The sequence below is a fragment of the Pedobacter gandavensis genome, from assembly GCF_032677645.1.
Classification (GTDB): Bacteria; Bacteroidota; Bacteroidia; order Sphingobacteriales; family Sphingobacteriaceae; genus Pedobacter; species Pedobacter gandavensis_A.
Window position 1 is genome coordinate 130,868 of sequence record NZ_JAVTSB010000003.1, and the last position, 26,121, is coordinate 156,988.

Consider the following 26,121-nt stretch of genomic DNA (forward strand, 5'->3'; position numbering starts at 1 on the left):
AAACCTTAATATATGTTAGCTCATCACGTTTTATTCTGGCTAAAAGCCGACACTACCGAAGAACAAAAAGCCGCTTTCAGAGATGGCCTTGAAGGATTAGAAGCAATCGAAACGGTTGAAGCTTTTCATATCGGTACTCCTGCTCCGATTGACCGTGCAGTAGTAGATACCACCTATTCTTTCTCCTTAATTTTATTCTTTTCAGACCTTGCCGGACACGATGTGTACCAGGTTCATGAATTGCACAAAGCATTTTTGGATGAATTCCGTGGTCTTTTTGAGAAAGTAATCATTTATGACGCTCATTAATTTTTAATGACGCCTGCTGAATTTTATTTGAAAATTGCAGCATAAAATTTACCGGAGGAAAGCCCTGCAGCAATGCCTTGCTTTTCTCCGGATTACCACCCCTAATTAAACAAAAGCATCCTTAATTAAATAGCTATGAGTGCATTTCAAGATTTAATACAATCAGGTACACCAGTTCTGGTAGACTTTCATGCAGATTGGTGTGGCCCATGTAAAACCATGAATCCAATCGTTCAGGAAGTGGCAAGAATTACCGAAGGTAATGCAAGGGTGATCAAAATTAATATTGATAAAAACCAGGCGGCAGCCATTAAGTACAATGTAAAATCAGTACCTACGTTTATGGTTTTTAAAAACGGAGAAATCATCTGGAGACATTCCGGAACGATTGATCAAATGACCTTGCTAAAACAATTATCAATCTAGCTAATTGTCTATATAGGGAAATCTATATAGACAATTACCAGTTTAACCGCTTCACTATTTCACTTCAACAGCGATCATATTGCTGTTTCTGCTTCCCGAAAAAGGGTCTGTTCTTAAAGAAAAGATCAGTTTATACTTACCCGGTAGTTCAGGAGTAGTGATTTCTGCATCCAGGATAACCGATTGTTTCGCAGGAATCCTCAGCTGCTCCAGATCAGCTTTAACCGGCCTAAATTCGCTCAGATCCGCTCCTTTTTTGTAACCATATTCCAATATACAGGCCCATTTCTCGCCGGCATTGCCCAGGAAAATCTCCTGATCATAAGGATTAGTAATCTTTAGTTTTAATGTTAAGGGCCTGCTCTTTTCAAGCACCGCAGGGATTTCTACAGGATTTACTGCTACTTTTTGATACATCCTCACCGAATCTACCCAACTGCCATAATACAATCCTTTTGGGGTTACAAGGGTATCTTGCTCTGGTAAACCCCTGCTATAAGTGAGCGCCAGATAAACGCGTTTATTTCTTAAACTGTCTTCCAATGACCAGATATCGTATTGATTTTTTCGGTAATTACGGGAATCATAACCAAAGCCTTTGGTGCTTTTGGTATAATAACTATACTTGGAAGGCTCCTGGAAAGCGTCCATAAAAATCACTGGCGCATCTCCTGCCTTTTCATGAATCTGTTTTGCCCAGGTCTCATTGCCGAAATAATACGCCACAGGTTTGATTTTCATCAGGGCAGGAACAGGAACTAAAAGGATCATTCTGGTGATTAAAATCAAGGCAATATTAACGATTGCCAGTCTTTCAAACCATCTAGGAACGGTTCTTTTCGACAAATAAAGATAAGCCAGAATAAACAGACAGATCATTCCCGGCAAAGTCCAGTGTGCCTCTACCCTGCCTTTTAAGGTGCTGAATAGAAAGAAAATGAAAAACCCATAAAAATTAACTTTAATGGCGCGGATAAAAGTATCCGGTGTTTTTAGCAGTACCGCAGCACGATACATAAACCAGCCGACTAATGGGCCGGCAAGTGCCAGTTGCGCCAGCAAATATTCTGTGGTATATCTGGATTTATAAAATGCCGCAGAGCGATCAATAACATGATAATAAAAAGAAGGGTAATTGTTCTCTATCTGCCACCAGATATGCGGAAGGAAAGCCAGGATGGCCACCCCAACAATCAGCCAGAAAGAAGGTCTTTTCAGCAGTTTCAGATTGGAGATAATCGTCAACAACAAGACTAAAATCCCATGGTATTTACTATACAGCAAACAAGCGATCACCAATGCCAGCAATAGTGCCCATTTCAATTGATCTGAGGCTACGTATTTCTGATAAACATAGAAAAACAGGATGGTAAAAAGGAACAGCGGTGCATCAGGCGTGGTGATAAATCCATAAACATGGAATAGCACTACAGAACTGAATAACAAGATAAAGAGCTTGATATGCTCCCCGTAAGGTTTCAGGATTTTCCAGAGAAAGAAAACAGAAAGCGTACTGCTGATTACCGTCAGAAAGCGCATTCCCAAAGTACCCGGCAACAATAAGTCACCTATTTTGATGAACAAAGCAACCATGGGTGGATGATCGAAATAGCCCCAGTCTAAAAACCTGGAGTATACCCAATAGTAAGCCTCATCCGAATGAACTTCTACAAAGCTGGCCTGGATGATGTTTAATATCGTCCATACGCCTAAGAAAATAAATAAGATTTGCTCAGGACTCTTTTTGGTTTGCAACATTTAAGGATTGGTTTTAGCTAGAAAAAGTATACAGGTAATTGGCGAAAAAATTCCAGAGGGAAATCACCACGATGGCGCAGCCTTTGGCTACATAGAAGTTCCATTTCAATTTATCATGAAGCAGATAGATCAGGATATTGCTTAGAAATAGGCCAAACAAAGCAATCATAAAAAATTTACTAAATTGCGTTAAGCTGGCCGCAGCATGATCTTCAAAAGTCCAGTTGCGGTTAAGGGTATAATTAGAAGCTGTAGCAACAGCAAAACCCAATGAACTGGACACGTACTTATGAATCTTTAGTTTTTCCTTACAGAGGTAAGTGATCCCGAAATCAATCGCAAGACCAGAAAAACCTACCACACCAAATCTGATAAACTTATACAATAAGGTTTGGTTAAATTCAATCAGGGCAAGGTTCATCATAGCAATAGAAATCGGTATCTGTCGCAAAAGTACATATTAATTTCATTTATGAAAGATTCCGGGTGTGGTTGGGAAGGGTGTTGAGCTTCGCCGGCCTTTCCTAACCCTTGGGAAAGGGTGGGTTACCTAAACCCTAAACCAAAGCCCGGTCGCGGTATACTGAACCTTTTCGGAACCCTATAGCAAGATGCCACTCTTCCCGACCACAACCCGACCACTTCCCCCGTACCAACAAAAACCTGGCTGAACACCAGCACCAAGCTCAAGACATCTTCTTCGTAACCAAAGACTTAACTCCTTTATTCTGATCAATTAGATTGTAGATACGCTGTACCGTTGCCGCCGACCTAAGCCCATCTTCCGGCGTATTCATCACATAATCAAGCAATTGATCTATACTACTGGTCGCCACATGAATCCTGGAATCTGAAGCTGCATAATAAATAAATACCCGGCCATCTTCATCCGCAATCCAGCCATTGCTAAACACCACATTAGATACATCGCCAATCCGCTCTTCTCCTTCCGGGGCAATAAAATAACCCGCAGGTTTATGGATCACCAGGCTCAGGTTGTTCAGATCTGTCATGAATACATAGAGCACATATCGGAGTCCCGCAGCGGTATTTCTAACCCCATGCGCGAGGTGCAACCAGCCGTATTTCGTTTTTATAGGTGCCGGTCCCTGCCCGTTTTTAGCCTCGTAAACCGTATGGTATTCCTTTTTATCCATCAGTAATTCTTCCGGAATTTCGGCATTTTCTATAGATTCAGAAAGGCCAAAGGCAATTCCTCCGCCATTACCGGCTTCAATAAAAGAATCCTGTGGACGCGTGTAAAACGCATATTTATCTCCCACAAACTCCGGATGAAGCACTACATTTCGCTGCTGCTGAGAGCTGGTTTTCAAATCTGCCAGGCGTTCCCAGGTAAGTAAATCTTTAGTACGGATGATGCCACACTGCGCCAATGCGGCCGATTGATCTCCTGCCGAAGCCGATGGATCTCTTCTTTCCGTGCAAAACAGCCCATATACCCAGCCATCTTCATGCGCGGTTAACCTCACATCATAGACATTGGTATCCGGTAATGCGGTTTCCGGAATGACCACCGGATATTCCCAGAACTTAAACTGGTCGATCCCGTTGTCACTTTCCGCAATGGCGAAAAAAGATTTCCTGTCGCTCCCTTCCACTCTGGCCATCAGCAGGTATTTATTGTTCCATTTGATCGCCCCGGCATTAAACACCGAGTTGATGCCAATACGTTCCATCAGAAAAGGGTTGCTTTCTTTGTTCAAATTATAACGCCAGTAAAGCGGAGTATGTGCCGCGGTTAAAACCGGGTGTTCATATCTGTTAAAAATACCGTTTCCTAAGTTCTCCGGTTTGTTGCTGCGCGTAAGTAAAGACTGATGGGCACGGTTGAGCTCCTCCAGTCTGTTGTCGTAATCCATCATATAATTCTATTAATCTTCGAGTTTATTCCACCAGGTTCTTTTCAGAATGATCACTATCACCGCCAATATGGCGATCGTGATCATCAGGGGCATTTTCATCATTAAAATCAGGTACATCGGCAATAGGGTGAGGCAAAGCTGTGCGATGATACCCAGCACCACGTTGAACATATCCCTGCCAAAGTTTTTATTCGCTTTAAAAGAAGGGTCCTCTTGTAAGACCAGCTGGTGTACCGGTTCCCAAAATCCCCAGGGACGCACGGTTTTATAAAAGCTTTTCAACGTTTCTTCATCGGTAGCTGGCGCCATATACGTTCCAATCACAGAACCAGCTAAAGAAAGCAGGAACAACAAAGGGAAATAATACAGGAATTCTACCCCGGAGAAAAATCTGGTAAAGACCAATGCGGCAACAATACCGGTAAACATCCCCCAGAAGAACCCATTCGCATTGAACCTCCACCAATGCCATTTCAACACATTGGCGGCGATATAGCCCCCATACAGCGCGGATACAATCCATTGCAACACGCTATTCACATCCCTGGCAAAGAAACCGAGGGTGATCCCCAGCAGTACCACCAATACACCCGACAAATAGTTCATCGAAATGATCTTTTTATTAGAGGCTGTAGGGTTGATATATTTGAGGTATACATCGTTCACGATATACGCTTGTGCTGCGTTGAGGGTTCCGCTAAATGTACCCATAAAAGCACCTAACAGACCGGTAAGCACCAATCCAAACAAGCCAACCGGAACAAAACTATTGATACTTGCCGGTAAAATCCTTTCGTAATCTATGGCCCCGTCTATTCCTTTCAGGTTCATTTGATCATAGTAAAGAATGCCCAGAACAGTTAATCCAACAATGAGCGAATAACGAATCGGCAGCAACACAATAGACACAAAACCACTCATTTTACTCGCTTCTTTAGGCGATTTTGTAGACAGGATTTTTTGCATATCATAGTTCGGCGGCGGGCCGGCTAAGGAAGCAAAAACCCCTTTAAAGAGCATCATCATAAAGAAAATGCTGAACATGGAATACCCGTCACTGGCTATTTTTTTGTTGACATCATCGATGATGCCCGTCCAGTCGAGCTCTAAATGCGTTCCGAAGAAAGGACTATCCCAGCCTTTTGGCACATTCAGCTGCTGACCGTTCAGGTTAATCATCGCAATAATGGCTATAGAAATACAAACTACCGTCATGATCGCGTACTTGATCATGTCGCCAAACACAATCCCATGCATCCCTCCCAAAATGGAGTAAAACATTGCAAATAGCGTGAATATAATGCCATAAAAATGAGGCACATAATGTGGGGAGACTTCAAAAGGCACGTAAGCCTTTACAAATTCCCATGGAATAAAAATCTCTACAAATTTACCAAGGCCAATAAAACCATAAGCGAGGAAGCCCAGACAGCTCAACAGCGCAAAAGCAACGACCACTTTATGGGAAGGGCCAACCCCGCGGCCTTTTAATCCGAACCTGGTGGATAGCCATTCTGCGCCGGTAGTGGCATTAGAGCGTCTCAGCCATTTCGACAAATACATCATCAGAAATACCTGATTAAATACCGGCCACAACCATGGAATCCAGATGCTCTTCATCCCATACACAAAGCACAGGCTCACCATCCACATGGTCCCACTAATGTCAAACATATCAGAAGCATCACTCAATCCCAGTTTATACCAGGGTAATGATTTACCCCCCATGATGTAGCTTTGGTTATTTTCTCTGGCCTTTTTACGGTACCAAAAACCAATAACAATGGTGCTGATCAGGTAGGTGATGATAATGAGAACATCAATGAGTTGAAACTTCATAAAATCAAAACTATACTATTTTCGCATACAGCTTCAATACTATTTTAACAATTAATTGTATTCTCAAAACAAAAAGACTCATTAATATGGTATTAATACTAGTTTAGACTAGTACTATTTTAACATAAACCTAATTCATTAAAGCAGATTGTTATATTTATATGATGGCCAATAATATAGTCAGGGAAATTACCCCTTTAACGCAGAGCGATTGCTTTACCATTTTCTCGAGGACCAAAAAGGACTTTGACTTTCCCTTACATTATCATGAAGAGTACGAACTGAACCTGATTTTAAAAGCAAAAGGGGCAAAAAGAATTGTAGGAGATCATATTGAGCTGATCGAAGATGCGGAACTGGTATTTATCGGACCAAATCTGTACCATGCCTGGTTTACGCATCAATGTAAAAGCGAGGAAATCATGGAAATCACCATACAATTCCACAAAGATTTGTTTGATGACCGATTACTCAAAAGAAATCAATTGAGTTTCATTTCCAATATGTTTGATCGCGCACAAAAAGGGATCTTATTTTCTGCGGATACCATAGAAAGGTTGATCCCGAGAATCCTTGCTTTAGGCCAGAAGAAGGGTTTTGACTCGGTACTGGAACTTTTTTCTATTCTGCATGATCTTTCTATTTCCAGAAATATGCGCACATTATCCAACTCCAGTTTCAACAATGAACAGTTCAATTACAACAGCAGAAGGATAGAAAAGGCCTTCGATTACATGAATGCGAATTACAATAAAGGGGTTTCTCTGGAAGAAGTAGCTAAAGCGGCAAGTATGCCGGAAGTCTCTTTCAGCCGCTTTATCAAAAAGAGAACAGGTAGTACGTTCATTGACAGCCTGAATGAGATCCGTTTAGGTCATGCGACAAAAATGCTGATTTCCAGTACCCAGACGATTTCAGAAATCGCTTATAAATGCGGATTTAACAACATATCTAACTTCAACAGGATTTTTAAGAAGAAGAAAAACTGTACGCCAAAAGAGTTTAGAGACAGTTTTTCCGGAACACGTTCCTTTATCTAAGGTTAGTTCATATTGAACTTGTCGTTGCTGACCTGGACTACATTGGAAGCAGAGATAATTCCGACAACCAGAATTCCAATTAATACCGCCAGGGCAATTTGCAAAGACGAGTAGGTTTTACTTCTGGACACCATAGATTCGGAACTTTGAATCAGCTCCTGCCCTACCTGAGTCTGGATGGTCATCAGTTCCGTTAATTGTTGCAGCGTTCTTCTCGATGTTGCTCTCCCTACCGTTTCATAAAGTTTTCGCCCATCTTCGATACTATGACTTTCCGTTAATGAAATCACATGTTGTTCTGCTGCCATAGAACCGATCAGCCGGATTTTCAATTCCTTCAATTCCTCCTTTTCCTGTTTCACCAGAAAAGTCTTTTCATATTTTTTCATTAAGGAATCAATGGTGGTATTGAAATTTGCAAATTGAGTTTTCAATAAGTTGACATCCTTTTTTTCGGGATTACCGGAATAAAGAAAACTATCCAGGGTTAATTTTTTCGCAAAGATATTTTCCGCGATGTAAAACAGGTCCGTTGCAGGAACCAGACGGTCGTTATACATGGAAACGAAAGACTCGTTCATGCTTTTCACGCTTTTATCCTCCAGGATTCTGATGAGAATCGTACAGGCCATAATCGCAAAAAGAAACGTAGCGATTTTCATTTTCTGTTTTAAAGAATATGCAACTTTCATAAGGTTCCTAATAAGTTAAGGTTAAGTTAATCTTCCAAAGGGGAAACAAAAAGGTTTGGAGCAAAATTTACTAAAAATAATTCTCTTTTTGCTCTGGTTACACCGGTATATAGCCAACGTAAAAAATCCAGGTCGATCATTTCTTCCGTTAAATAGCCCTGGTCTACGAAAACCGCATCCCATTGTCCGCCTTGTGCTTTGTGACAAGTTACCGCATAAGCGAATTTAATTTGTAGCGCATTGTAATACGGATCTTCTTTGATGGCAGCGAAACGCGCTCTTTTATTGGTCAGGTGTTCGTATTCTACATTTAAGGCTTCAAATAATTTATTGCCCAGCTCATAAGAAAGGTTAGGTGTTTCGGCAGTTAAAGTATCGAGCATCACTTTACAGGAAATTTGTCCGGCATCAGGGAAATCCAGAAACTCCAGGGCCACTTCTGCGAAGTGGAAACCAAAACGCTCTTCTGTACCCCGCACCCGCACAATTCTGGCCATATCGCCATTGGCAATAAAAGCAGCTGCTTCATTTTCGGGAAGCCAGAAATAGTTATTTTTTACCACCATGATCTGGTCGCCGCCAGTCAGTTCTTCTTCCCGGTAAAGGATGCGCGCACGAATCTGCTGGTTGTACACATTGGCTGATTTATTAGAACGGCAGACCACCAGGGTGTTTTCCATCCCAAATTTGCTGTACGCATATTCTAAACCCTCGACCAGCTTTAAGCCCGTCATCCTGAAAATATCTTTATATCCGCTGGTGATAAATTTTGGGAGTTCAATATCATCTGCTTCTTCCGATGACCCTTCATTGATCAGATTCCGAAGCATCGTGGCATTGGCAAGGATACCGGATTCCTTCTCTTGTCGCACCACCTCCTTCAATTCTACCGCCCGCACCGACAGGCCAAAATTAGCCGCTACATATTCTTTGTTTAATGCCGGACTGTCGATACTGCCAACCGGTGGTAACTGTGCCGTATCTCCGACAAATATCGCCGCACAATTTTTCTGATTGTATACATATTGTATCAAATCCTTCAAAAAGGAAGAACTGGTTTGTGTATTCCACTCATCGGCAATCATGGAAGCCTCATCGATGATAAAAACTGTGTTCTCCGATAGATTAGGTGTAATCTGAAAAGACATATCCGTAGACACTGCTGACCTTTTTCTATAAATCCGCTTATGAATAGTGAGTGCTTTACGCCCGGTATAATTGCTCATCACCTTTGCCGCACGCCCGGTAGGCGCCATCAGCACTGCTTTAAAACCAAATTTCGGTAATGCTTTTACAAGGGCACCAACAGAGGTTGTCTTTCCCGTCCCGGCATACCCCCTCAATATAAAACACTGATCATCCAAGCCTTGACTTAAAAAAGCCGCCATTTCCTGACAAAAAACCAGCTGTTCGGCAGTCGGTGTAAACGCATAAGACTGGGCTATAATTGATGCTTTATCCATTTAACAAAGATGCAATGGTGATGTTATAGAAAAAAGGATTAATTTTGATCTTAAATAATTTGATACAGATGAGCCATAAAAACAGCATTTTATTAGTTGATCCGGAATTTGATCCTAGTACAGCGCCAGACTGCAATTTATTGTTAAAAATTACTGCAGATAGCTTCTCCTACGCCATTATTGACAAAACTACGAACCAACTAAAAGCAGTATATGATCAACAGGAATCTAAAAATATTCCACAGGATCTTGCTACAAAATTAAAAAACGACAGCTACCTGAATCTGGCTTTTAAAGACATTAAGGTAGCGGTATACAGCGAAAACGCTATTGCTATTCCGACGGAATTGTTTGACGCGAAGAATTTAGATCAATACGCAAAGTTTTTTACTGAAGAGCAATCAGACAACCTATATGTAAGGCCATTTGCAAATTACGGCTTCACTTCTATTTTTACGCTTCAGCGTTTTATGGATGAAACGTTGGCAGATGCCCTGTTGAGTTGTAAATTATTCGACCAGGTGGCACCCATGCTGGCCATGGTTCCGGATAGCGCTCAGAAAACTTTAGTTCTGGATTTTACAGCGGCTTCTTTTACAGCGGTACTGACCGAAGGTGATCAAATGATTTTCCGCAATTGCTACGAAATTGAGAATGCAGAAGAGTTTAATTATTACCTGCTATTGATCATCAATCAGATTAAAATCGACCTCAAAGATACAGCGGTATTATTGAGTGGCATCGTTCACGAAAATGATGCTTATTACCAATGTCTGGAGAAATATTTCCAGAAAATAGACTTTAACACTCCCTTAAGTGATCAGGTAGATCACAAAATTTTAGAAGACATGCCTGCTCATTATTACAGCAGCTTGCTAGCACTGGATATATGCGAATAATTGGCGGTACATTAAAAGGCATTCGTTTCAATGCCCCGGAAAGCTTACCGGTAAGGCCCACTACAGATATGGCCAAAGAAGCTCTTTTTAACATTCTTTACAATACTTACGATTTTGACAGCTGTGATGTGCTGGACCTATTCTGCGGAACAGGAAATATCAGCTTTGAGTTCGCTTCCAGAGGGGCAAAAAGCGTAACGGCAGTGGATAAACATTCGGGATGTATCTTTTGGGTACAATCGGTGATTGCCAAGCATAATCTGGATGTAATTGAGGTTCAAAAAGCAGATGTATTCAAGTTTTTGGATACGCATAAGAAATCATACCAGATTATTTTTGCAGATCCTCCTTATGATCTGCCTACGATTCCGAAAATTCCGGAATTGGTGATCAAGAACGACCTGCTGACAGATAACGGTTTACTGATCGTAGAACACCCTTCTTTATTGAAGATGAATGCGCAACCAGGTTTTAAAGAGACCAGAAGATACGGAAATTCGTCTTTTAGTTTCTTTGAAAAAGTAAAATAACAACCCCGACAGCCACATTTACCTGTGGCTGTTGTCATAAAACATAAAAGATGAAGATCGCCTTGTTTCCCGGATCATTTGATCCGATTACCATTGCCCATGTGGACATTCTGAAACGCGCCTTGCCGCTATTTGATAAAGTAGTCGTTGGGATTGGATTAAACAGTTCGAAACAGAGTTACCTTTCTGCGGAAATGCGGGAAGAGATTGTGAAAACGGTCTTTGAATCGGAAGCTAAAGTAGATGTTCAGCTTTATGAAGGGCTGACGGTTGATTTTTGCAGGAAGATCAATGCGCAGTATATGGTTCGCGGCATCCGCTCTGTGGGTGATTTCGAGTATGAACGTGCCATTGCGCAGATCAACCAGACGATGATGCCGGAAATGGAGACGATATTCATATTGAGTAAGCCGGAATATTCGGCAATCAGCTCTACCATCGTCCGTGATATCCTTAGAAATCACGGAGATGTGAGCCAGTTTTTACCTCAACACGCTATCCCGTTCCTCAAGTAAGGAACCTACTTCCAGTACCTGGATGATCGATGGATAGGTATTTATAAGTACAGGAGCCAGGTCTGCTTTATTTAACCATTTGGCTTTTGTAATTCCTTCTTCTTTTTGGGGAATCAATTTCGGTTCTCCTTTAACGGTCATGCTGTACCATTTGGTTTTCTTTAACACCAATTTAGTGCCCATCGGATAAACATGATAAGTTTTGCAAAGCTTCTCGTCGTTGGTGTAAATTTTCACTCCGCACTCCTCTTCCACTTCCCTAACCGCAGCTTCTCTCATTTTTTCGCCCTTCTCTACCTTTCCTTTTGGCAGATCCCATTTCTTATTTCTGAAAATAAACAGGTAGTTGCCTTTCGAACTTTTTACCAGTCCACCAGCAGCTTTAATCAACGTAAGGTTATTTTTAATCTGGTTGAAAGCCGCTTTGGGGTCAGCTACCAATAGTAAAAAATCTGTAGTGGTATTTGCAGGTAAATTTTTGTAGAACAATCTGAAATCAAAACCGGCAACTTCTAATTGCTGAATTTCTTTTTCCTGAACAGGCTTAGAATCTGCAATAAAGAAGGTATTGTCGTTGATGTAAATGCTGTATTTTTTCATGCTTCGCGCTTAAAATGCTTTTTATTACAGGCCGTAAAATTTCATTAGAAAAAACAGACCCCTTTGAATTGCATTCTAAAGGGGTTTTTAATCAAAATTCTTACAAATTCACCTGGATATTTGAGTTTTTAAAATTATAAATATTTATCTAATAAATGATATCAAAAAAAAGGAAGCTTTTGTAACCTGCTGATCCCGAAATTGGGATTTAAGGATTGGGCGGTTTTGCTATCCAGTTATCGGTGTAGCGTTTTCCGATAATACTACGTTTTCAATTATAAACACCTTATCTTTCTAACGTTATGAAATATTTCTCTTTATTATTTTTTGTTATTTTCCTTTCTGCCTGCTCGAAGGAAGAAGTTTATGGCCCTAATAAATTAAAAAACGGCCAGGAAGTTTAGTTGCTGGTAGATCATCGCTATGGGGCCATAGGCGAGACTTTATTCCTCCCGGGAAATAAACCCGCAGAATTGTCTTTAATTGGCTTTGTGGAAAGAAAACCGGGTTATACTTACCGTGTCAAAGCCAGGTTCCATATCGAGAAAGAGCCGCTTCAGGATGACTCCGACCGCTGGTTTGATTTCCTGAAGGTGATCACTGAACAGAAATATACGGGAACAGAAGCTTTCGAGATCAGCTTAATTAAAGATTACGTAGTGGCTGGTCCTGTAATTTACATGACCAAAAAAGATGGGCAGTATCAGTATATTCAGGAGAAAATACAGCTTAATTACGCCAGTCCGGAACTGAAAGCCCAATTGGAAGAGATTTGGCTACATGCCCTGGAGGTTCGTCAAAGTGAAGGAAAAGATAAAGAACCGATCCGTTTAAAATGGAAGTCTATTCAAGCAACAGTGACCCATGACCCAGCGAATTTCGGTAAGGCTTACCTGGTGCAAAGTATAGCGTTTAAACTGTAGCGGGCTGTACTTTACTTTTTACAGATTTTATTTGACACAAACCAAAACCATAAATTATTCTTAATTGTTGTTGATCACAAAACCCATACATCCCTCCTATCGCTTGTTTAAATCTTATTGATTGACTCATTATTACAATAATAATAGTAGGGGAAATTATGGAAAGTAAACAAACGAAACGGGAAATGATAGAGCAATTGCAATTGGAGATGATTATTGCAAAAGAAAACAATGATCCCGAGCTGTATCACATTTTGGAATTGATTAAACAAAGACTAACAAGTGGCGATGAAGAGGAGGAGGAAAATTGAGGGATAAACCTGGATTTATTTATTTTGTTCCTACATTAAGAATTAATACTAGGACAAACGTATGAAAATCCTTAATTTTGGAGCATGTATAATAAAAGTGATATTGAATTAAAGGTAGCTGAATTTTTATTACAAATAAAAGCAATAAAGTTACAACCAAATAACCCGTTTACATGGGCTTCAGGTTGGAAATCTCCAATTTATTGCGATAATAGAGTTACACTTTCCCATCCCTCAGTAAGAACATACATCAGACAAAAACTGACGCAATTGATCCAGGAAGAATTTGGTTCTGTGGATATTATTGCGGGAGTAGCAACGGCTGGTATTCCTCAGGGTGTATTAGTTGCCCAGGAATTGGGATTACCTTTTGCTTATGTAAGAGCGAAAGCAAAAGAACACGGCACCGGAAGTCTGATTGAAGGAGAAATAGTAGAAGGACAACGCGTTGTTGTAGTAGAAGACTTGATTTCTACCGGAAAAAGCAGCTTACAGGCAGTAGAAGCATTGAGAAATGCTGGATTATCTGTAGCAGGTTTAGTGTCTATCTTCACTTATGGTTTCGACCAGGCAGAAGAAAACTTTAAAGCGGCAAAATGTCGTTACGCCACCTTATCCAACTACAATACATTAATTGAATATGCGGCTGAACATAGCTTCATTGCTCAAAATGATGTAGACTTATTGACTAAATGGCGCAGAAACCCATCAGAATGGGGAAAAGAATTAGAACAACTAACCTAAAATCATAATGACAGTTATTGAGAGTACTACTGACATCAACCAGCCTGTAGCCAAAGTCTATGCTTATTTAGCTGATATGAATAATCATCAGCCATTGATGCCGGAAAACATCTACAATTGGTCGTCCACTACTGATGAAGCTAGCTTTACCATCCAAAACATGGCTAAATTGGCCATCAAGATTTCCAGTCGCGTAGAAAACCAGGAATTAATTGCGATCCCAACGGAGAAACCTCCTTTTGATCTGGAATTGAAATGGACGGTTGCTGACAATGGAAATGGTGGTACTACCGCTACATTGATTATCACCGCAGATTTAAATATGATGATGAAAATGCTTGCTGCCGGACCGCTAAAGAAATTGGCTGACCATCAGACTCAAAAACTAGCAGAAATATTGAATTAATTTTTCATTCTATACAAAAAATAGCCGCCCTTTAAAGGAGCGGCTATTTTTTTTGCGTTTACTACGCGCTTAATTTAAAGAGAACTCCAGATAAACAGGCACATGATCAGAGATCCTTCTGGCCTCTTTCAGCTCTTCAAACTGCGTATAAAAAGGCACAATCCCTGTGCTGACCACTTTCAGCTTATCCCCATGATAAAAGAAGTTGTCATATTCTGAAGCCAGAGACTCGCCCTTCACCACCTTTTGTTTAAGGGAAGTTTTCTGATTAACCATCGCCGAAACATAGCCCATATTCCTAAGCGGATTAAAGACGGAATGAGATTGAGGAAGGTTAAAGTCTCCGCAAAAAATCAGCGTCTCTTTTGGGTGTAAATCCGGCAGGAATTTCAGGTATTTAATCTCCGTTTCCGGTTGTTTCGCTTTTGGCTTTGCATGAAAAGAAACTAAGGTAAAGGTTTTCTTTCCGAGTTGGAAAGTCCCAAAATAGGGCTCACGCTCTACTTCCAGCTGATATTTCTTCTCCAGCCATGGCTCCCCCACTTTCTTTATCTTTTTGCTTTTCCACATAAAAGCATAGCGCTCTTTGCTATAACGATCACTCGAAGTACCATGACTAAAGGTATACTCCCATTGTTCTCCGGTTTTATTTAAAGCTTCGGCTAATCTGATTACCGCCTTTGGTCCGCCATAACCGGCCACCACTTCCTGAATGGCAATCACATCAAATTTCTTGATCACATTGGCTATAAAAAGGATATTTTCATCTGTTTTGGACTGGCCAAAATCTTTAAGGTTCCAGGAACCCACACGAACATTTTGCCCGGAGGCCGTAAAAAAGCAAACCGTAAGTAGCATCAGGAGCGCATTCCGGCGCATCCACAAAAGGGAATTTTTCAAAAGATATTTATTTAATGGTGTTTAATTTCATTCTTTTCATTACAAAGAAAAAGCCGATGGAGGTTAGTAACAGCACTACGGCCGTTCCCCACCACAGCACGTTAAAGCCGTAATTTGCAGCAACACGCGTCCCCAGGAATGGAGAAAACACATGTGCGGCAGAGGTACAAAGCGCATTAACGCCCATATAAGCCCCTCTGGTTTGAATTGTGGAGCGTTGCAAAGTGACAGTCGCCATAAAAGGCATGGCCAGAATTTCCGCCAGACAAAGCACAAACATCGCCATATAGAGTACCCAGACGCCATGGGCAAGGTTTAAGATCAGGAAAGAAAAACCGCAAAGCAAAGTCCCCATCACCATGATATCCCTTGGCGTAAAGCGCTTCTCTGCAATATGTACCAGCAGCATTTCTAAAAGAAAAACGACAATTCCGCTAAAGGCGAGAATAACGCCAATATTAGCTTCAGTCATTTGATAGACTTCTCTGTAATATAAAGGTAGTGTACTTAGTAATTGAAGAAAGCAGATGGTAAAAATACTGCAAAGCAAGCTGAACAGCATAAACAATACGTCTTTATAAGGAGATCTACCTGGACCTGGTGTTTTCGTAGGTTCAGGTAATACCGCTTTATCCTCTTCCGACAATTCCGCTTTCGCTTCAGTTTTCTCATTCCCTTTTCTATTTCTAAAGTAAATGAAAAACAGCACTGCTGAACAGAAAGCCGCTATCGCATTGCCATAAAATAAAAAGGTATAAGAGATTGCAGCGAGGAAGCCACCTAATGCAGGGCCTATAGAAAAACCGAGGTTCATCGCCATGCGGTTTAAAGAAAAAGAACGGATGATGTTATCAGGTTTCGAATAATAGGCAATGGATACCGAGTTTGCCGGTCTGAAAGTTTCAGAAATCACACTCAATATAAATACCCCTACTGCCAGTTTTACCACAGTATTCAGCTCAGGAAGCAGGAAAAACATCGGTACGGTAAAAATTAAGCTGAAAAGCTGCACTTTAAAATGGCCTACTTTATCTGTTAACCAGCCCCCGGCAAAAGAACCAGCTACTGCACCCACCCCAAAACAGCTCAATACCATCCCGGTGTCTTCTAAAGAAAAACTCAAATGATTGATCATGTATATCCCCAGAAAAGGGATCACCATGGCACCACTCCTGTTGATCAGCATCACCAGGGCCAGCATCCAGGCTGGCGTGGATAGCCCACGATAGGCATCTAAATATAACCGTAAAAATTCCTTCATCGCTCTCCTTATCTAAATTCAACACCTACTGCCTTTCCGGAGCAATTTTGCCGAATTGTACTCCATTATTATTTTAGATAAAACATAAAAAGGAAAATTCAGGAATCCGCCGGATGAAAAGCATGCAGGTCTGCTAATTTAAGAAGAATATTACCTTCCAGGTCAGGAAATGGACATCCATTTATAGATTTGTTGTTGCAAGTTCTAACAACTGGAGTTTAAAAATTAGGTTTCCTTTTTTCGCAGACCAGCTTTCCGCCAAACAGGAGCGCAAAACGGTCACATTGTCATGTTAATCTCATGAAAACAGACATATTTTCAGGATTTTCCTTTAAGAACAATATGGCATTTTCTTTGTTTACCAAATATTATGAACTTCAACAACTTCACTATAAAAGCACAGGAAGCGATTCAACAGGCTTCTGAAATAGCTCAAGGCAACCAGCAACAAGCTATTGAGACAGCCCATATACTTAAGGGGCTGCTTACTGTTGATGAAAATGTGGTTTCTTATGTTTTAAAGAAATTAAATGTAAATCTGAATGTTCTAAATCAACATTTGGATAGCCAGATCGCTAAGTTTCCTAAAGTTAGCGGAAGTAGTCCGTATTTAACTTCAGGAAGTAACGCCGCTTTACAAAAGGCACAGACCTATCTGAAAGAGTTCAAAGATGAATTCGTTTCAGTAGAGCACCTTTTATTGGGTTTACTTTCTGTAAATGACAATACTTCTAAGCTATTAAAGGATCAAGGCGTTACAGAGGCCGACCTTAAAAAGGCCATTTTGGCTTTGAGAGGCGACAACCATGTAACTGACCAAAATGCTGAGGCAACTTATAATGCTTTAAATAAATATGCAAGAAACCTGAATGAATATGCAGAATCAGGAAAGCTTGACCCTGTAATTGGTCGCGATGAAGAGATCAGAAGAGTGATCCAGATTCTTTCGAGACGTACTAAGAACAACCCGATCCTGATCGGTGAACCTGGTGTTGGTAAAACTGCCATCGCTGAGGGTATTGCCCACAGGATTATACAAGGTGACGTTCCAACCAATCTAAAGACAAAAACAGTATTCTCTTTAGATATGGGGGCCCTGATTGCAGGTGCCAAGTACAAAGGAGAATTTGAGGAACGACTAAAAGCGGTGGTTAAAGAGGTGACTCAAAGCGATGGTGACATCATTCTTTTCATTGATGAGATCCATGTTTTGGTAGGTGCCGGTGGTGGTGATGGCGCTATGGATGCGGCCAACATTTTGAAACCTGCATTGGCCAGAGGTGAACTTCGTGCAATCGGAGCCACTACGCTTGATGAGTATCAAAAATATCTTGAAAAAGATAAGGCTTTAGAACGCCGTTTCCAAAAGGTAATGGTGGGCGAGCCAGATACTATGGATGCGATTTCTATTCTGCGTGGATTGAAAGAAAAATATGAAACTCACCATAAAGTGAGGATTACGGATGCAGCGATCATTGCCGCAGTAGAGCTGTCGCAACGCTATATTTCTGATCGTTACTTACCGGATAAAGCCATCGACTTAATGGACGAGGCCGCTTCTAAACTACGTTTGGAAATGGACAGTGTTCCGGAAGAAGTGGATGAACTGAACCGTAAGATCATGCAGCTCGAAATTGAGCGTGAAGCGATCAAAAGAGAGAATGACGATAAAAAAGTTCAGTCTCTTGGAGAGGAAATTGCCAATATATCTGCGGAACGTGATCAGCTAAAAGCGAAATGGCAAGGTGAAAAAGACCTGGTAGATGCTATTAACGCAGAAAGTGAGCAAATAGAACATTATAAACTGGAAGCAGATCAGGCGGAACGTGCAGGAGATTATGGTAAGGTAGCAGAGATCCGTTATGGAAAAATTAAGGAGTCTCAGGACAAAGTAGAACAACTGAAAGCGAAACTTGAAAATCAGCAATCCGAAGGCAGAATGCTGAAAGAGGAAGTGACTGCCGATGATATCGCAGGAGTTGTTGGCCGTTGGACTGGTATTCCGGTAACCAAGCTGATCTCTAGTGAAAGGGAAAAATTACTTCATCTGGAAGAAGAGTTACACAGACGTGTGGCTGGTCAGGATGAAGCAATTGAAGCCATTTCTGATGCGATTCGCAGGTCCAGAGCCGGATTACAGGATAAACGTAAACCGATTGGCTCGTTCATCTTCCTGGGTACTACCGGTGTGGGTAAAACCGAGCTGGCTAAAGCATTGGCGGAGTATTTGTTTAACGATGAGAACGCCATGACCAGGATAGATATGAGTGAATATCAGGAACGTCATGCGGTATCCAGATTGATTGGAGCGCCTCCGGGATATGTAGGTTACGATGAAGGTGGACAATTAACGGAAGCCGTTCGTAGGAAACCTTATTCGGTTATCTTACTCGATGAGATCGAGAAAGCGCATCCGGATGTGTTCAATATCTTATTGCAGGTACTGGATGATGGCCGTCTAACAGACAATAAAGGCCGTATGGTGAACTTTAAAAACACCATTATCATCATGACCTCCAATATTGGAGCACACATGATTCAGGAAAACTTCAAAGACCTGAATGATGACAACCGTGAAGAGGTAATTGCGAAGACGAAGAGCGAATTGTTCGAAATCTTAAAGCAAACCATCAGACCGGAGTTCTTAAACAGGATTGATGAGCTGATCATGTTTACCCCATTGAACCGCAGCGAGATCAGAAACATTGTGGACTTACAGTTCAACCATGTGAAAGAGACGCTTGCCGAGATGGGTATCGAGATCGAAGCAACACCAGAAGCTTTAGACTGGTTAGCTGAACTAGGTTATGATCCTCAGTTTGGAGCAAGACCGCTGAAACGTGTGATCCAGAAAAGGATCTTAAATGAATTGTCTAAAGAAATTCTTGCTGGAAAAATAGACAAGGACAGCAAGATAAAATTAGATACGTTCAACAATAAATTCGTGTTTTTAAACAACCAATAAGCGTCCTCGCTTATTAAATTGCGACCATTGTTAAATTAAAAGCCTTCAGGGATAACCTGAAGGCTTTTTCTGTATAAAATAAATTACAAATAAAATTTAATAATTATTATAATAACAGTTTGTCCCGGTTAATATTACCACAAGCCATTTAATTGGAGTGAACTACCACTTTTAAGGAAAAGCACTTATACTAAAAATCCCCCGGTAAGTTTTAGCTAACCGGGGGATTTTTAGTATAATTTACTTTTACGCTTTCTTTTTACTGCTTTCAATATTCGGTAAGAAACCGGTTATTAAGCCAATCAGGGGTAAGAAAGAGCAGATGTGAAACACATAAGCGATACTGGTGCTATCGGCCAGTTTACCAAGTAAGGCCGAGCCGATCCCTCCCATTCCAAAAGCGAAACCGAAGAATAATCCGGATACCAGACCTACTTTACCTGGAATCAGCTCCTGCGCATACACAAGAATTGCAGAGAAAGCCGAAGCCAGAATCACACCTATCGGCACAATCAAGACGCCTGTCCAGAACAAGTTGGCATAAGGCAGCATCAAAGCAAAAGGCGCGGTTCCTAAAATAGAGAACCAGATCACGTATTTTCGCCCGAAACGGTCGCCAACAGGGCCACCAATCAGTGTTCCGGCAGCTACAGAGAATAAGAATACAAATAAATACAATTGGGAAGTCTGCACGGAAACATGGAATCTTTCGATCACATAGAACGTAAAATAACTGGTCAGACTGGCCATGTAGAAGTATTTAGAGAAAATAAGCACCAATAATATGGAAATGGCAAAGATGACTTTCTTTCTGGAGAACCTATTGGCAACTACTTCTGTAGGTGTTCCCTGTTTTGCTTTACTAAGCATATGTCCTCTATACCATCTGCCTACCCTGCTTAAAATCAGAATCGCCAGTAAGGCAATTAAAGAGAACCAGATCACGCTGAATTGCCCTTGTGGTACGATGATCCAGGCTGCTAATAAAGGTCCCAAAGAACTTCCCGCATTTCCACCCAATTGAAAAATGGATTGCGCCAACCCTCTTCTGCCTCCCGAGGCCGCATGTGCCATCCGGGATGCTTCCGGGTGAAAGATGGATGATCCGGTTCCGATCAGGGCCACAGATACTAACATCATATAAAAACCGTCGGAAAGCGCTAAAGTGATCAATCCGATCAATGTAAAGCCCATTCCTATAGCCAGAGAGTAAGGCTGTGGCTTTTTATCGGTATACATTCCCACAAAAGGCTGAAATATAGAGGCAGACATCTGAAACATTAGGGTAATCAGACCGATTTGCGAAAAACTAAGCTTATAACTCTCCTTAATTACCGGATAAATGGCAGGAATCAAAGATTGGATCGTGTCATTTAGCAAATGCGAGAAACTGATAGCGAAAAGAATAGGGAATACGGTATTTTCTACCATTTTCCCTGTAGAAGGAGCAGAATTCATAATAAAACTATAATTAAGTCCAAAGGTATAAAAAACAATCCCCTTTCGCATATGTTGTTAGGAATGAGATCTCCCGATCTCCGGAACCTCTATTGTTAATAGCTTAAAAACGTATGTTATTATGAAAATCGCTTATATTTCTTCCTATCCACCACGTGAATGTGGCATCGCTACGTTTAACCATAATTTGCTACGCGCAATTGGACATGATAAAGTGGCTATATCCGGCGACAGTTTTGTAGTGGCCATGAATGATTCAGAGCATTTACATGAGTATGAATATCCTAAAGAAGTAAAATATATCATTCGCCAGGAAAATCAAAAAGATTATATCCGCGCAGCAGATTATATCAACACCAGTCTGGCTGATGCCTGTATCCTGGAACATGAATTCGGAATTTATGGTGGTGAAAGTGGCAACTATATCCTGCCTTTAATTGCCCGGTTACAAAAACCATTGATCACCATTTTCCATACCATCTTAAAAGACCCGAATTATCTGCAACTGACGATCATCAGGGAAATTGCCAAACATTCTTCCAGAGTTGTGGTGATGAGTCACCGTGCCGTAGGTTTCCTGACGGGGATTTACGGGATTCCATTTTCAAAAATACAGCTGATTGAACACGGTGTTCCGGATCTGGAAGCGAAAACAGATAACCCTGTGAAGCAATCCCTGGCTTTCAAAAATAAAAAAGTGCTGTTTACCTTTGGTTTGATCAGTAGAAACAAAGGGCTGGAAACCGTAATTCAGGCTTTGCCTAAAATTGTGGCAGAAAATCCGGATGTCATGTACGTGATTCTGGGAACTACCCATCCGGGGGTCATCAAAAATTCCGGAGAAGAATATCGCGACAGCCTCAAAAAACTGGCAAAAAAACTGAACGTATCCGACAACCTGACTTTCATTAAGAAATTTGTTTCGGAAGAAGAGCTGTTTGATTACCTCACCGCAGCAGATATGTACATTACCCCTTACCTGAATGAGGCGCAGATCACCAGTGGCACCTTGTCTTATGCGGTAGGTGCCGGTGCAGCGGTAATTTCTACCCCTTATTGGCATGCACAGGAATTACTGGCCGACAACAGAGGCCGTTTATTTGATTTCAGAGATGCGGATGGACTCGCAAATAACGTTAATGAATTGTTTAAAGACCAGGAGAAACTAGCACAATTACGCAGCAATGCTTACGAATACGGCCTCCATTTACGCTGGCCAAGTACGGGTCAGGTATTTATTGATGTGCTGGAGGAGGCAGTCTCCAAATATCTTTCCGAAAAGGAAAACGGTGGTAAACAAATCATTGATCCGGATATGATGCCGGCTTTTAGTCTGGCACATGTGCAGCGTTTAACCGATGACACCGGTATTGTGCAACATGCCAAGTATGGCATCCCAAACCTCAAAGAAGGCTATTGCCTGGATGATAACTCCAGGGCGCTCATCCTGGCTATCCTCGCTTATCAGCAAAATAAAAGTAAGGCCGCTTTAGAACTACTGCCCATTTATTTAAGCTTCATCCAATACATGCAATGCGATGATGGTAATTTCAGAAATTTCCTCAGCTTTAAACGCGAATATCTGGATGAAGTAGGCTCAGAAGATTCTTTCGGCCGGACAGTATGGGCTTTAGGTTACCTGATCAGCAATGCGCCAAATAATTCTTACCGGGAATTTGGCAAAGATCTTTTCTTAAAGTCCGCCGCACATTTCAGCAAACTAACTCACCTCAGAGGGATCGCAAATACGGTGGTCGGGCTTGGGAAATACCTGGAAGCACACCCTTACGACGGACATATTAAGGAACAGATGAACCTCTTAATTGTGCCATTAAAGGCTGCGTACAACTTAAACCGCAGCGATAACTGGCATTGGTTTGAGGATAAAATGACCTACGACAACGGGATTCTTCCACTGGCCTTACTTTGCCATTACGAAGTGAGCAAGGATGAGGAATCTTTAACTATGGCGCTCGAAAGCATGCAATTTCTATCCAGACATACCATGACCGATGGCTACCTGAATCCGGTTGGCAATGATGGCTGGCTGTTTAAAACCGGTGGTCTGATGGCACTTTATGATCAGCAGGCAATTGAAACGATGGCCATGGTTCTGATGTATTTCAAAGCTTATGAAATTACGCTCGACCTCAGTTATGTGAAACAAATGTATTTGTGTTACCAATGGTTTTTGGGCGAAAACAGTCTACACCTTCCTTTATACGACCATGAAACGAAAGGTTGCGGCGATGGCTTACAACCTCATGGTGTCAATAGAAATCAGGGTGCAGAAAGTACGCTGGCTTATTGGATCTCCCATTTAATTGTCCTGAGGGCTTTAGAATCGGAGTATGAGTACATCCAGAGTGGCGAATTATTTGGCATCCAGAAAGAAGACAATAAGCGCTTAATCTAAGTATGAAGATCGCAGTTTTAGCGCCCGTAGCCTGGAGAACTCCTCCAAGACACTACGGGCCCTGGGAGCAAATGGCTTCCAATTTAACAGAGGGATTGGTAGAGGCTGGACTGGAGGTTACGCTTTTTGCAACCGGTGATTCCCTGACTGCCGGAAAACTGGATGCGGTAATTGCAGAAGGATATGAGGAAAACCGGAATCAGGATGCTAAAGTTGTAGAATGCCTCCACATCAGCAACCTGATGGAAAAAGCAGGATCATTTGATTTGATTCACAACCATTATGATTTTCTGCCCCTTACTTATAGCGGTTTAATAAAGACGCCAATGATGACCACCATACATGGCTTTTCTTCAGAAAAGATCATTCCGGTGTATCAAAAATATAATTCCAGAGGCCATTACGTCTCTATTAGTGATTCAGATCGTCATCCTTCGCTTCAATACCTGAAAACGGTATACAATGGAATAGATTCTTCCGCTTTTGAGTTTAACGCAGTTCCTGAAGATTATCTGTTGTTCTTTGGAAGGATTCACCCGGATAAAGGAACTGCCGAAGCGATACAAATTGCCATTCAGAGTAACCGGCGACTGATTATTGCGGGGATCATCCAGGATCAGGATTATTTTAACGCTAAAATTGCCCCCTTTTTAAATGGGGACATTGACTTTGTTGGTGCCGCAGGGCCTGAGCAGCGAAACAAGCTCCTAAAACAAGCCTCCGCTTTATTACACCCTATAAATTTTGAAGAACCTTTTGGATTGAGCGTAGCCGAAGCCATGATTTGTGGCACACCTGTGATTGCTTTCAACAGAGGTTCCATGCCCGAATTAATCAGGGATCAGGAAACCGGTTTCTTAGTAAACAATGTGGAAGAAGCAGTAGAAGCCTTAGTTAAACTGGATCAAATCGACAGAGAAACCTGCCGGGAATGGGCATTGAGTCGCTTTTCGCAAGAAACAATGGTAAAGGATTACCTCAGCCTTTACCATCATATCCTCGGTCTTTAATCCTTCTTATGTTGAATTGGTTTTTCTTTTCCTTGTTCGATCGCAGTAGGTTCAGCCGTTTTTTCTTCCGGCAGACCAGCGTTTTCTTCTATAAGTAATACATCATCCTGTGCTTCTCTTCTTTCCGCCATTTTGATCAGGCATTCCGAACTTTTCAAACGACCTAAAAGCAGTTCTATTTTAACCGAGGCAAAAGAAGAACAATAATCGGATAAGCCATAAGGGATGATCAGTTCACCATTATGGATGATTGACCCACAGGAATAAAGCACATTGGGCACATACCCTTCACGCTCGTCGGTATTCGGAATCACCAATGGCTCATTTAAGCGGCCAATCTCTATGGATGGATCTTCCAGATCAAATAAACTAGCGCCTAAGCAATATCTGCGCATTGGGCCAACACCATGCGTAATGACCAGCCAGCCATCTTTGGTCTCAATTGGTGATCCGCAATTCCCGATTTGTATGAATTCCCAGGGGAACTTTGGCGATTGCAGTTTCACAGGATTATCCCAAACCGTTAATTTATCAGAATACATCAGGTAATTGTTCCAGCCATCTATCCTGGACATCATCACGTATTTACCATTAATCTTTCTTGGAAACAATGCCAGATTTTTGTTCTGCGCACCAATACCATGTAAAGGGCTAACCTTAAAATCGTAGAAATCTGTGGTTTGAAGTAATTTAGGCATGATCATCGCGCCATCAAAAGCGGTATAGGTGGCGTAATAAATGACCGAACCATCTGATTTCACAAAGCGTACAAATCTGGCATCTTCAATTCCTTTTCTTTCAAATTCGGAGATCGGGAAGATGACACGGTCAGAAATATCGGTATCTCTGGAAAAACTGATTTCGTGATAAGTATCCGAAAGCCATAAAATCTTGTCGTATTCAAGCTTCCTCAGGTCGTCTTCCTGCAAGCTTTTGGTATCCAATATAATGCGCCTCAGGGTGGCGTAATCAAATTTATCTTCTAGTTTATGTCCCAGTTCATCGAGGATTTCTATGTCAATTTTAGAATCCGCGGCTTTCTTCAGGAATAATTTTTTGTTGTATACGGCATTTTTAACCACCTCTGCTTCGTCAATATAATTTCCAGCGGGGATTACGGTAATGTTGTTGTCTTTATCAATCAGCGCTCTTCTAAAAACGACTGAGGAGATATGGCCCTCTCCCACGGCTCTAAAACTGATGATGACTCTTTTTTCGCCCTCTACCAATTCCGATTGGTCGGGATCTTCTACAATAGAGGGGTTAAAAAAGGCGGCAGATTCTATAGAATATTCATGTGTAAAATAAGAACCGATTAATAATCGCTGGTATTTATCAAGAGATTCCGGGTCATGTCCTGCTTCTTTAATGGCATTCACTACCTTTTTGCAATGCCTGGTCAGGATTTTTGTGATGTTCCTATGCCTTTTTGAATATTCCTGCAACAATGGAGAGATGATGCCAAACACTTCCTTATCAGTTAGCGCCAATACGTGTTTTACGACTTCCACTGCCCGCTCTTCACCGTTGAAGAAAAAACGTGCAATCACACGCTTTGGATCAGGATATACTTTAACCGGTTTTCGTTCTACAGATAATCTCATGTGTTATTAACGTTTTATAGTGGTAAAAAGGTTTATGAAATTATACATTTTTTTAAATAAAAAATTGTTTGATGTCCTGTTTGTCAGTACTTGTCTGAAAAAGCACACATCAGAGCCTGACAATCCTACAAATATAGTCAGGATGACAAGCACCCAAGCAGACGCTAAA

24 protein-coding genes are annotated in these 26,121 nt (G+C 41.4%); 13 read left to right on the forward strand and 11 right to left on the reverse strand.

Annotated features, from left to right (window positions below):
- Window positions 1–12 precede the first annotated feature (12 nt).
- Both R2Q66_RS06355 and trxA read left to right on the forward strand, forming a co-directional pair.
- Window positions 13–309: a Dabb family protein gene (locus R2Q66_RS06355; protein WP_316747164.1), complete on the forward strand. Its 297-nt coding sequence runs from the start codon at window positions 13–15 to the stop codon at window positions 307–309.
- A gap of 135 nt (window positions 310–444) precedes the next feature.
- Entirely contained in the window at window positions 445–735 is a 291-nt protein-coding gene (gene trxA, locus R2Q66_RS06360; RefSeq protein WP_316747165.1) for a thioredoxin, read from the forward strand.
- 54 nt (window positions 736–789) lie between these two features.
- On the opposite strand, the gene R2Q66_RS06365 is transcribed toward trxA, so the two are convergent.
- The 4 genes from R2Q66_RS06365 to R2Q66_RS06380 form a co-directional block, all read right to left on the reverse strand.
- Window positions 790–2,493, reverse strand: a complete 1,704-nt coding sequence (locus R2Q66_RS06365; protein WP_316747166.1) for an ArnT family glycosyltransferase — start codon at window positions 2,491–2,493, stop codon at window positions 790–792.
- A gap of 13 nt (window positions 2,494–2,506) precedes the next feature.
- Window positions 2,507–2,917, reverse strand: a complete 411-nt coding sequence (locus R2Q66_RS06370) for a GtrA family protein (RefSeq protein ID WP_316747167.1) — start codon at window positions 2,915–2,917, stop codon at window positions 2,507–2,509.
- Window positions 2,918–3,179: 262 nt separating this feature from the next.
- A complete protein-coding gene (locus R2Q66_RS06375) occupies window positions 3,180–4,376 on the reverse strand; it encodes a glycosidase (protein ID WP_316747168.1) in 1,197 nt (398 codons plus the stop codon).
- A 9-nt stretch (window positions 4,377–4,385) separates the two neighbouring features.
- On the reverse strand, window positions 4,386–6,215 hold the full coding sequence (locus tag R2Q66_RS06380; RefSeq protein WP_316747169.1) for a sodium:solute symporter family protein: 1,830 nt from the start codon (window positions 6,213–6,215) through the stop codon (window positions 4,386–4,388).
- A gap of 161 nt (window positions 6,216–6,376) precedes the next feature.
- On the opposite strand from R2Q66_RS06380, the gene R2Q66_RS06385 reads away from it, so the two are divergent.
- A complete protein-coding gene (locus tag R2Q66_RS06385; RefSeq protein WP_316747170.1) occupies window positions 6,377–7,255 on the forward strand; it encodes an AraC family transcriptional regulator in 879 nt (292 codons plus the stop codon).
- 2 nt (window positions 7,256–7,257) lie between these two features.
- On the opposite strand, the gene R2Q66_RS06390 is transcribed toward R2Q66_RS06385, so the two are convergent.
- Complete coding sequence (locus tag R2Q66_RS06390; protein WP_316747171.1) at window positions 7,258–7,947, reverse strand: MCP four helix bundle domain-containing protein; 690 nt, start codon at window positions 7,945–7,947, stop codon at window positions 7,258–7,260.
- Window positions 7,948–7,973: 26 nt separating this feature from the next.
- Entirely contained in the window at window positions 7,974–9,410 is a 1,437-nt protein-coding gene (locus R2Q66_RS06395) for an ATP-dependent RecD-like DNA helicase (protein WP_316747172.1), read from the reverse strand.
- Between the two features lie 68 nt (window positions 9,411–9,478).
- On the opposite strand from R2Q66_RS06395, the gene R2Q66_RS06400 reads away from it, so the two are divergent.
- The 3 genes from R2Q66_RS06400 to coaD are packed head-to-tail and all read left to right on the forward strand — an operon-like array spanning window position 9,479 to window position 11,354.
- Entirely contained in the window at window positions 9,479–10,309 is an 831-nt protein-coding gene (locus tag R2Q66_RS06400) for a DUF3822 family protein (RefSeq protein ID WP_316747173.1), read from the forward strand.
- Window positions 10,300–10,839 (forward strand): RsmD family RNA methyltransferase, encoded by a 540-nt coding sequence (locus tag R2Q66_RS06405; protein WP_316747174.1) that lies wholly within the window; start codon window positions 10,300–10,302, stop codon window positions 10,837–10,839. The genes R2Q66_RS06400 and R2Q66_RS06405 overlap by 10 nt, the downstream gene beginning before the upstream one ends.
- A gap of 50 nt (window positions 10,840–10,889) precedes the next feature.
- Entirely contained in the window at window positions 10,890–11,354 is a 465-nt protein-coding gene (gene coaD, locus R2Q66_RS06410; RefSeq protein ID WP_316747175.1) for a pantetheine-phosphate adenylyltransferase, read from the forward strand.
- Here the strand turns inward: coaD and R2Q66_RS06415 are convergent.
- The gene (locus tag R2Q66_RS06415) at window positions 11,322–11,954 is read right to left on the reverse strand and encodes an NUDIX hydrolase (RefSeq protein ID WP_316747176.1); all 633 of its coding nucleotides are present in this window, start codon (window positions 11,952–11,954) and stop codon (window positions 11,322–11,324) included. The genes coaD and R2Q66_RS06415 overlap by 33 nt on opposite strands.
- A 404-nt stretch (window positions 11,955–12,358) precedes the next feature.
- Here R2Q66_RS06415 and R2Q66_RS06420 point away from each other — a divergent pair, with 404 nt between their 5' ends.
- The 4 genes from R2Q66_RS06420 to R2Q66_RS06435 all read left to right on the forward strand — a co-directional run bounded on the left by R2Q66_RS06420 (window position 12,359) and on the right by R2Q66_RS06435 (window position 14,338).
- A complete protein-coding gene (locus tag R2Q66_RS06420) occupies window positions 12,359–12,877 on the forward strand; it encodes a hypothetical protein (RefSeq protein ID WP_316747178.1) in 519 nt (172 codons plus the stop codon).
- 158 nt (window positions 12,878–13,035) lie between these two features.
- Window positions 13,036–13,188, forward strand: a complete 153-nt coding sequence (locus tag R2Q66_RS06425; RefSeq protein ID WP_316747179.1) for a hypothetical protein — start codon at window positions 13,036–13,038, stop codon at window positions 13,186–13,188.
- A gap of 84 nt (window positions 13,189–13,272) precedes the next feature.
- Complete coding sequence (pyrE, locus tag R2Q66_RS06430; RefSeq protein ID WP_316747181.1) at window positions 13,273–13,932, forward strand: orotate phosphoribosyltransferase; 660 nt, start codon at window positions 13,273–13,275, stop codon at window positions 13,930–13,932.
- Between the two features lie 7 nt (window positions 13,933–13,939).
- On the forward strand, window positions 13,940–14,338 hold the full coding sequence (locus R2Q66_RS06435; RefSeq protein WP_316747183.1) for an SRPBCC family protein: 399 nt from the start codon (window positions 13,940–13,942) through the stop codon (window positions 14,336–14,338).
- Window positions 14,339–14,407: 69 nt separating this feature from the next.
- Here the strand turns inward: R2Q66_RS06435 and R2Q66_RS06440 are convergent, their stop codons facing one another.
- Both R2Q66_RS06440 and R2Q66_RS06445 read right to left on the reverse strand, forming a co-directional pair.
- Window positions 14,408–15,238: an endonuclease/exonuclease/phosphatase family protein gene (locus R2Q66_RS06440; RefSeq protein ID WP_316747184.1), complete on the reverse strand. Its 831-nt coding sequence runs from the start codon at window positions 15,236–15,238 to the stop codon at window positions 14,408–14,410.
- A 7-nt stretch (window positions 15,239–15,245) separates the two neighbouring features.
- A complete protein-coding gene (locus tag R2Q66_RS06445; RefSeq protein ID WP_316747185.1) occupies window positions 15,246–16,499 on the reverse strand; it encodes an MFS transporter in 1,254 nt (417 codons plus the stop codon).
- 370 nt (window positions 16,500–16,869) lie between these two features.
- On the opposite strand from R2Q66_RS06445, the gene clpB reads away from it, so the two are divergent.
- Window positions 16,870–19,464 (forward strand): ATP-dependent chaperone ClpB, encoded by a 2,595-nt coding sequence (clpB, locus tag R2Q66_RS06450; RefSeq protein WP_316747186.1) that lies wholly within the window; start codon window positions 16,870–16,872, stop codon window positions 19,462–19,464.
- A 246-nt stretch (window positions 19,465–19,710) separates the two neighbouring features.
- Here clpB and R2Q66_RS06455 read toward each other — a convergent pair whose 3' ends face one another.
- Entirely contained in the window at window positions 19,711–20,922 is a 1,212-nt protein-coding gene (locus R2Q66_RS06455; RefSeq protein WP_316747187.1) for an MFS transporter, read from the reverse strand.
- A gap of 121 nt (window positions 20,923–21,043) precedes the next feature.
- On the opposite strand from R2Q66_RS06455, the gene R2Q66_RS06460 reads away from it, so the two are divergent.
- Entirely contained in the window at window positions 21,044–23,338 is a 2,295-nt protein-coding gene (locus R2Q66_RS06460; protein ID WP_316747188.1) for a glycosyltransferase family 4 protein, read from the forward strand.
- A gap of 2 nt (window positions 23,339–23,340) precedes the next feature.
- Window positions 23,341–24,348: a glycosyltransferase family 4 protein gene (locus R2Q66_RS06465; protein WP_316747189.1), complete on the forward strand. Its 1,008-nt coding sequence runs from the start codon at window positions 23,341–23,343 to the stop codon at window positions 24,346–24,348.
- Here the strand turns inward: R2Q66_RS06465 and R2Q66_RS06470 are convergent.
- Window positions 24,345–25,952 carry a glycoside hydrolase family 130 protein gene (locus tag R2Q66_RS06470; protein WP_316747190.1) on the reverse strand — a complete coding sequence of 536 codons (1,608 nt, stop codon included), beginning with the start codon at window positions 25,950–25,952 and terminating at the stop codon, window positions 24,345–24,347. The genes R2Q66_RS06465 and R2Q66_RS06470 overlap by 4 nt on opposite strands.
- Window positions 25,953–26,121: the final 169 nt, after the last annotated feature.